This window comes from Runella sp. R0.1_18 (assembly GCF_057652155.1).
In genome coordinates, this window is the sequence record NZ_JBYFCK010000004.1 from 594,946 (window position 1) to 603,145 (window position 8,200).

At 42.6% G+C, this 8,200-nt stretch carries 6 protein-coding genes; all 6 read left to right on the forward strand.

Features of this window, described 5'->3' with window-relative positions; all coding sequences use genetic code 11:
- Nucleotides 1-16 precede the first annotated feature (16 nt).
- The 6 genes from AC23P2_RS10410 (at nt 17) to bshB1 (ending at nt 7,662) form a co-directional block, all read left to right on the forward strand.
- Nucleotides 17-628, forward strand: a complete 612-nt coding sequence (locus tag AC23P2_RS10410; protein ID WP_487773123.1) for a 7-carboxy-7-deazaguanine synthase QueE — start codon at nt 17-19, stop codon at nt 626-628.
- Entirely contained in the window at nt 583-2,574 is a 1,992-nt protein-coding gene (locus AC23P2_RS10415; protein WP_487773124.1) for an OmpA family protein, read from the forward strand. Before AC23P2_RS10410 ends, AC23P2_RS10415 begins: the two co-directional genes overlap by 46 nt.
- A 37-nt stretch (nt 2,575-2,611) precedes the next feature.
- Complete coding sequence (locus tag AC23P2_RS10420; RefSeq protein WP_487773133.1) at nt 2,612-4,573, forward strand: OmpA family protein; 1,962 nt, start codon at nt 2,612-2,614, stop codon at nt 4,571-4,573.
- A 201-nt stretch (nt 4,574-4,774) separates the two neighbouring features.
- Entirely contained in the window at nt 4,775-5,716 is a 942-nt protein-coding gene (trxB, locus tag AC23P2_RS10425) for a thioredoxin-disulfide reductase (RefSeq protein WP_487773125.1), read from the forward strand.
- Nucleotides 5,717-5,861: 145 nt separating this feature from the next.
- A complete protein-coding gene (locus tag AC23P2_RS10430; RefSeq protein ID WP_037299016.1) occupies nt 5,862-6,932 on the forward strand; it encodes a M23 family metallopeptidase in 1,071 nt (356 codons plus the stop codon).
- A 10-nt stretch (nt 6,933-6,942) separates the two neighbouring features.
- Entirely contained in the window at nt 6,943-7,662 is a 720-nt protein-coding gene (bshB1, locus tag AC23P2_RS10435) for a bacillithiol biosynthesis deacetylase BshB1 (RefSeq protein ID WP_487773126.1), read from the forward strand.
- Nucleotides 7,663-8,200: the final 538 nt, after the last annotated feature.

Genomic DNA, 8,200 nt, shown 5'->3' on the forward strand with positions numbered 1-8,200 from the left:
AGAAAATCCCAAAAATATGGACTCGCCATCACTTCAACTTCCCGTCATGGAGGCCTTTTATACGCTACAAGGCGAAGGGTATCATAGTGGAAAAGCGGCCTATTTTATTCGTTTGGGTGGCTGCGATGTAGGGTGCGTGTGGTGCGACGTGAAAGAGTCGTGGGACGCCGATATTCACCCCAAGCATACACTAACACAAATAGTAAACGAGGCATTGCAGTATCCTGCACGCATGGCTGTCGTAACGGGAGGCGAACCGTTGATGTATGATTTGGGAGCATTGACCACGGAACTTCACAACGCTGGATTTGAGACCAATATCGAAACCTCGGGAGCACATCCATTTTCGGGCACGTGGGATTGGGTTTGCTTTTCTCCAAAAAAATTCAAAAACCCGCACGAGAGCATTTATGCGCAAGCCGACGAACTGAAAGTCGTTATTTACCACAAATCAGATTTTGAGTTTGCCGAATACCACGCTGCTCGTGTCAACAAAGACTGTGTGCTTCTGCTCCAACCTGAGTGGAGTCGAATGCAAGAAATGACGCCTTTAATCGTTGAGTATGTAAAACAGCATCCCCAATGGCGCGTCTCCTTGCAAACGCACAAATACATGGATATACCGTAGGAATTGGTGGCGACTTGTCGGTCGTGGGGATAAAGGTTAGTACTTTTTATTTCTTCTTTTATTTTTTATTATTATCACCAAGTGTTTTAGCTCAAAACGGGCGTGTAAGTGCCAGCACCCGAAAACTGTACGATTCGGCAGAGAGGATGCTCCCTTTTGACAGAGAGCAAGCCTTGAAACTCTACAAAAAAACGATTGAAACAGATAGTTCTTTTGCGGCTCCTTACATGCGGATAGGGCAATTACTCTTTGACTCAAAAGAGACCAAAGAAGATGCGTATCCGTATTTTGAAAAAGCGATAAAAAACGATTCGAACGAAAGAGCCTTTCTGAAAATTTATGAAATTTTAGGAAAGCGGTACCTTCAAAAAGGACACTATTCCGACGCCGAGGTCTATTTTAAAGGATATTTAAGGCTCAGCCTTCAGCCTAAGGCGAGTGCTCATCGAAGCGTTTTACGCTATTTAAAGCAGTGTGAATACGCTCAATACCACCTACCTTCTAGCAAAAAACAGGGTAATCACCAACGTCTTCCTTCTCCTATTAATAAGGCCCTAGCACAGTCTTATCCTGCCCTAACGGCCGATTTGCAGACCCTGATTTATACGCACAATAATGGCGATGAAGACATATTCGTTAGTAAACGAACGGCTCAAGGCTGGACAGAACCCAAAAGTGTATCGGAACAAATTAATAAAGCGACCAATGAAGGGACTTGTTCTATCTCGTCAGATGGTAATGTACTGGTGTTTACGGCCTGTCATCGAAAAACAAACATTGGAAAGTGTGATTTGTATATATCCTATAAAACGGGCAACGCTTGGAGCGAGCCAAATAATTTGGGGCCAATTGTCAATTCACAGGGTTGGCAGTCTCAACCTGCTCTTTCGGCAGATGGTACAGTTTTGTACTTTTCGTCAGACCGTCAAGGTGGAGTAGGGGGAAAAGATATTTGGTGTACATCACTCAATACATTTGGAGAGTGGGGTGTGCCTATTAATTTGGGAGCTCAAATAAATACTGAATTTGATGAAATTTCCCCATTCATACATTCAAATAACCAAACGTTGTTTTTCGCTTCCGATGGTTGGCCGAGCGTGGGAGGATTTGATATTTTTCTTTCAAAAAAAGAACATACAGGATGGACTACCCCTCAAAATTTGGGTTTCCCATTAAATGATTTTGCTGACCAAATGGGGTTTTATATTACTCCCGATTGCCAAGAAGCGTTTTATTCGTATCATGACAGAAGTGTACCTAGTGAAAATGGGGCAGTTGTCAGTAGTTTGTGTCATTATTCTTTACCCGATTCGCTCAAGCAACTTTGCCCTGCTATGACCTTTGTAAAAGGTAGGGTGGTGGATTCAGAAACAAAACGACCCTTAAAGGCCATGATAGGGGTGTCAGAAAAAGAGGGCCAAATCGCCACTTTTCATTCAGATGACTCGACGGGAGTATTTCTATTTGTGGTATCCCCACAGGCAAAAACTCAAGTGGAGGTGAAACGTAAAAACTACCTTTCTCAACATTTTAACCTTAGGTTAGCCGCCGATTCGTCTTTTCAAAACGGAACTTGGGAGATTCTATTGACACCGATTAAGGTGGATTCAAATCTTGTTTTGCAGCACACATTATTTACAACGAATAGCTCAGCGTTACTCGTTGCACCCTATTCGGCACTAGAACATTTAGTGGAGTATCTAAAACAAAATGTTGCAACCCAACTTGTGATTGAAGGGCACACTGATGATGTTGGAACAGCGGAGGTAAATTATACATTGTCGTTACAAAGGGCAGAATCGGTCAAAAGATACTTACTTGAAAAAGGAATTGAAGAACAACGGCTACGGGTTAAAGGCTACGGAAAAAGCAGGCCATTGGTACAGCATGGTTCTGAGCAAGCAAGGCAGCAAAACCGTAGAGTTGAGTGTAAAATCGTACAATAGTTTGCAAGAGAGGAGGGTTATTGTGATTTTATTAAAGATGAGGGAAACGATTTGTTTTTGGAAGTTTAATAGGCTTCTTACTAGAGTGGTAGCCTGTTGGATATTGGGTACATTATTTTCGTGTACTATTTTTGCGCAAGCACCAGCTTCCTATCTGCCGACGACCAACAAAAAAGCAGCGGAGGCTTTGGAGAGAAGTACAAAGTTTTACAATGAAAAAAACTTTGAAAAAGCGTCGCAGTTTGCTGATGAAGCGCTCCGCCATGATTCAACCTTGGCAGAAGCGTATTTTCGTAAGGGGCAATTGTATGAAGTTTTTACCCAACCTGACTTGGCCCTACAGGCATACCGTAAAACAGTACAACTAAGGCCCGATGCACCTCAATTTGCCTTGGCGTATCAACGCCTCATTGAGCACCAGTTGCGTGAAGGTGACTATGCACAAGCGAAAAACGATTTAGAACACTACATTACGTTTCTTAAACCCAATAGCATTGCGCAAAAGAGAGCGCAACGGCAGCTTCAGACCTGTATTTACGGAGCAAAGGCTACGCTCAATCCCCTCGTGATTCATCCCGAAGAGCTTTCTGATACGGTCAATCAATTTATTCTGCAATATTTTCCTGCGTTGACAGGAGATGGAGAAACCTTGCTTTTTACGGGGCTAAAGCCCGAAAACGACGAAGATTTATTTATCTGTACCTACAAAAATGGGCGTTGGAGTTCGCCCGTTTCAGTATCGGATAAAATTAATACAGCTGACAATGAAGGCACAGGGACGCTGTCGGCCGATGGAAGAACGCTTGTTTTTACTGCCTGCAATCGCCGAGAAGGCTATGGGAGTTGCGACCTATACATTAGCCATAAAGTAGGGGAAGAATGGGAAAAACCAAAAAACTTGGGGATGGTTGTTAACTCTCCTTATTGGGAGTCGCAACCAACATTGTCCCCCGACGGGCAGCTACTTTACTTTATTTCTGACCGCCCAGGAGGTGTAGGCGGGCGAGATATTTGGTACACTACCTTACAATCTAATGGAGAATGGGAAAAAGCGAAAAATTTGGACAAAACCATCAATACACCCTTTGACGAAGCTTCTCCTTTTTTGTATGCCAATGGTCGGACGTTATTTTTTGCATCGGAAGGCCACGAAGGATTGGGCGGGTACGACCTGTTTTTTGCGGATAGTACAGCTACTGGTTGGCAAAATCCCCAAAATATCGGCTACCCTATCAATACCTCCGACAACCAAGTAGCGCTTGTCATTACCGCCGATGGTAAGTATGGTTACTATTCATTGGATGCAAAGCGAGTCGGAAATCAGCGTGTATCGAGACTGTACCGTTTTCGTTTGCCCGATGAATTGACTAAACGGTTTAATACGGCCAATTACTTGCGAGGAGTTGTCACCGATGTTCGTACCAAAAAACCAATTCAAGCCAACATTGAATTGATGAATTTGACTACAGGCAAACGCGTACAATTGCTGTCGTCTGATGCCACTACTGGCAATTACCTCACTACCTTACCCAACGGCAGTGAGTGGGGCTTGTACGTAAGTGCCAAAGGATATTTTTACAAAAGCTTGTCGTTCGATTATAGTCAAAAGAACAATGCGGAAGGGTATCAATTGGACATCGCTTTGGAGCCGCTTCAGAGAGAAGCTTATGGCGTGTTGAGTAATATTTATTTTGAAACGGGAAAAGCCGAGTTGCAAGAAAAATCCCGAACAGAACTAAACAAATTGATTGAGCAGCTTCGTTCACAGTCAACACTTAGAATTGAGATCACGGGACATACCGATGACGTGGGCGATGCAAAGCAAAATCAGCTTCTTTCCCAAAAAAGGGCACAAAGTGTGGTGGACTACCTGGTTGAATCAGGTGTGGCCAAAGAAAGAATAAAAGCCGTTGGGATGGGAGAAGCAAAACCTATCGTTCCGAATACCTCAGACGAAAACCGACAGCTTAATCGCCGCATAGAGTGGAGAATATGGTAAACCATACTGTATTAAAATATACCAGAGTAACTAGGGCTACTTTGTCTTCTCAGCCTTTTTTGCTTAATTTTGCAACCGCCTTGCAAAAACTTGCAAAAAGACGATGAACGATTTTGGAAGTTAGATTGTAAATTTAATGAATAGATTCGTCGTTCTTAAAGACAAATCTACCATCGTCAATTTTATCAAACGCTTTTAATAATGTCTTCTGAAAAAGTATCTTGTTTAATCATAGGTTCGGGCCCAGCGGGTTATACTGCGGCCATTTATGCTTCTCGTGCGGGCCTTTCACCTGTTTTATACACAGGAGGTCAGCCAGGAGGTCAGCTTACCATTACGACTGAGGTTGAAAACTACCCAGGTTATCCAGAGGGAGTACAAGGGCCTCAAATGATGATTGATTTTGAAAACCAAGCGCGCCGCTTTGGGGCTGATATTCGCTATGGATTGGCTACAAAAGTAGATTTTTCTGATCCAACCCTTCACAAAGTTTGGATTGATGATACAACGCTTATTGAAAGCCCAGCGGTGATTATCGCAACAGGAGCTTCAGCCAAGTGGTTGGGGCTAGAGTCAGAACAGCGTCTCAATGGTTATGGAGTATCTGCTTGCGCCGTTTGTGATGGATTTTTCTTCCGTAATCAAGATGTAGCCATCGTAGGTGGAGGCGACACGGCTTGTGAAGAAGCAAGTTATTTAGCCAAATTATGTAAGAAGGTATATATGATTGTACGCCGCGACGAACTTCGGGCGTCTCAAGTAATGCAGAACCGCGTCAAGTCAACGCCGAACATTGAGATTCTTTGGAACTCCGAAACCGAAGAAGTCCTCGGCGACCAAGGCGTAACGGGAGTTAGACTAAAGAATATTCAAACGGAAGAATCATATACGATTGATGTAACAGGTTTTTTTGTGGCCATCGGGCATCAACCAAACACCGAAATTTTCAAAGAGTATATAGATATGGATAATGCTGGGTACATCCAAACAATAAAAGGAAGTGCCAAAACCAATGTAGAAGGCGTGTTTGCTTGTGGTGATGCCCAAGATAATATTTATCGCCAAGCAATCACCGCAGCAGGTTCAGGCTGCATGGCCGCATTGGATGCAGAGCGTTATTTAACTGAAAAAGGCATACATTAATTTTGAATTGGTAACAGTAGGCAAATGGGGCTTACTGTTACTTTTTTTTAATGGCTCACCGAATTTAATTATAAGTTTTACTCCCATTCCTTGAGTGGGCATGGATATGTTCCCCCCTCTCAAAGAATGGCTAAACCAACGACGGATGAAAGCCCAATTACTTTTAGTACTAATGTTTGCTCTTTGTTTAGGAGTAAATCTTCAAGCCCAAGAACGAGGGTTGTTCAAAAAAAACCCAAAAATTAAACCCAACAAAACAGAAGCGCCAAGTACGCCTGTCATCAAGCCTCAGAAAGACGAGTTTGAAGAATTTGAGGTAGAAAAGCCCCAAATGCGTTTTTCAAACACTTTTGAGCCTGTCAAACAGGTGAACCCAACGGTAGCAGATGACACAACGGGGACAATTGATGAGGGAGAAACCTCCGTGGCCGAAATTATTGATTCGGTACAAGTAGGAGACGATTGGGTGCAGGTTGCCGATTACTTCGCTATTTGGGATTCACGTACCATTGATCCCTACAATTTGAATCCATTAGAGTTTGAAGAAAACATTTCGCTTCGTTTGTTTGATCCAGGCAAAGGTCGTTTTTGGAACTTGCCTACCAGTGAAGTAAAGGTGACATCTCAGTTTGGCCCACGCTGGGGGCGTTGGCACGAAGGAATGGATTTAGACTTAAATACGGGAGACCCAGTTTATAGTACTTACGATGGCATTGTCCGAGTGACTGCTTATGATGGAAACGGATACGGTCGATTTGTTTTAGTAAGGCATTATAATGGACTTGAAACCTTGTATGGTCACTTGTCTAAGATTACAGTAGAGGTAGGCCAACTAATCAAGGCAGGAGATATGTTAGGTCTAGGTGGAAATACGGGAAGAAGTTTTGGAGACCACCTCCACTACGAAAACCGATACGAAGGAAATCCCTTCAGCCCAGCATGGATTTGGGATTTTCCAGGACAGACGATTCGTAACGAACGTTTTGTCCTTACTTCAAAGGTATGGGATCACCTCCGAGGGGGGCGCTCAATAGATAGCGAGTTTGATATTAGCAAAGCAAAAGTAAAACGTACAGTGCTTCATAGGGTTCGCCGTGGAGAAACACTAGATACGATTGCAAGCAAATATGGAATGTCCACTTCAGAGTTAGCCCAAAAGAATCATCTTCGGTTAACAGCACGCTTAAAAATAGGCCAACGACTTCGAGTAAAATAATACATTAAGGATGAAATTAGACTTATTGGCAATCTCAGCGCACCCCGACGACGTCGAATTAGGGTGCGCTGGTACTATATTAGCTACTTTACAAAGTGGCAAAACGGTCGGTATCTTAGATCTTACCAAAGGGGAGTTAGGAACCCGTGGTACGCCTGAGATAAGAAAACAAGAAGCAGATGCTGCGGCTGCTGTATTAGGAGTGAGTGTTCGGGACAATGCAGGAATACCTGATGGCTTTTTTCAAAACACGCGGGAGCATCAAATGGCGATTGTTCCTTTTATAAGGAAATACCAACCAGAGATAGTATTGGCTAATGCGATTGATGACCGCCACCCAGACCATGGGCGAGGAGCAAAGCTTATTTATGATGCTTGTTTCTTAGCAGGCTTACGCCAAATCGCTACGTTTGATGAAAATGGGGAGCCCCAGTCGGCTTGGCGTCCTAAATACATATATCACTTTATACAGGATAGGTACATTAAACCAGATTTTGTGGTTGACATAACTCCTTATTGGCCTAAAAAGGAAGAAGCTATTCGTGCTTTTAGAAGTCAATTCTATGATCCAACCAGTCCAGAACCTAATAGTTATATCTCTTCCCCAGAATTTTTAGAGTTTATAGAAGCCCGTGCCAAGGAGTATGGACATGCAATTGGAGTGAAATATGGTGAAGGGTTTACTTCTCAACGGTTTCTTGGAATAAAAGATTTGTGGACTTTATCCTAAGTTAATCGCCCCAAATAGGATTATGAAGGTGGTAGTATTTTACGATTTAAAGAACTTTTAGAAAAGAGCTCTTTTTTTTTAGAAAAAGCTTGGATAGTCATCCTGCTCCTACTACTTTTGCAACCCCAAACAACGAGAGAGGGAAGGAAAAGCAAAGAAATTTCAGATAAGAATTTCGACAAATAAAAAAAGTTGAAAAAATATTTGGAAGTAAGATTTAAAAGTCAGACCTTTGCAACCCCAAACAATGAGAGAGGGTAAAAGCAAAGAAATTTCAGATAAGAATTTCGACAAATAAAAAAAGTTGAAAAAATATTTGGAAATAAGATTTAAAAGTCAGACCTTTGCAATCCCAAATCGAACACAGCTTAAAAAGTTAAGCCCGAAAATTTGGGTCTGGTTCTTTGAAATAATGAGTAAGTTAAGGTTAATAGTGAGTCTTTACGGATTCAGTCAAATTGAATTTTTATAATATTTACGATGGAGAGTTTGATCCTGGCTCAGGATGAACGCTAGCGGCAGGCCTAATACATGCAAG

Bases quoted from the DNA above. Each gene is read 5' to 3' on its own strand.
- trxB (WP_487773125.1), top strand. From the start codon at position 4,775: ATGTCTTCTGAAAAAGTATCTTGTTTAATCATAGGTTCGGGCCCAGCG.
- bshB1 (WP_487773126.1), top strand. From the start codon at position 6,943: ATGAAATTAGACTTATTGGCAATCTCAGCGCACCCCGACGACGTCGAA.
- AC23P2_RS10415 (WP_487773124.1), top strand. From the start codon at position 583: ATGGCGCGTCTCCTTGCAAACGCACAAATACATGGATATACCGTAGGA.
- AC23P2_RS10410 (WP_487773123.1), top strand. From the start codon at position 17: ATGGACTCGCCATCACTTCAACTTCCCGTCATGGAGGCCTTTTATACG.
- AC23P2_RS10430 (WP_037299016.1), top strand. From the start codon at position 5,862: ATGAAAGCCCAATTACTTTTAGTACTAATGTTTGCTCTTTGTTTAGGA.
- AC23P2_RS10420 (WP_487773133.1), top strand. From the start codon at position 2,612: ATGAGGGAAACGATTTGTTTTTGGAAGTTTAATAGGCTTCTTACTAGA.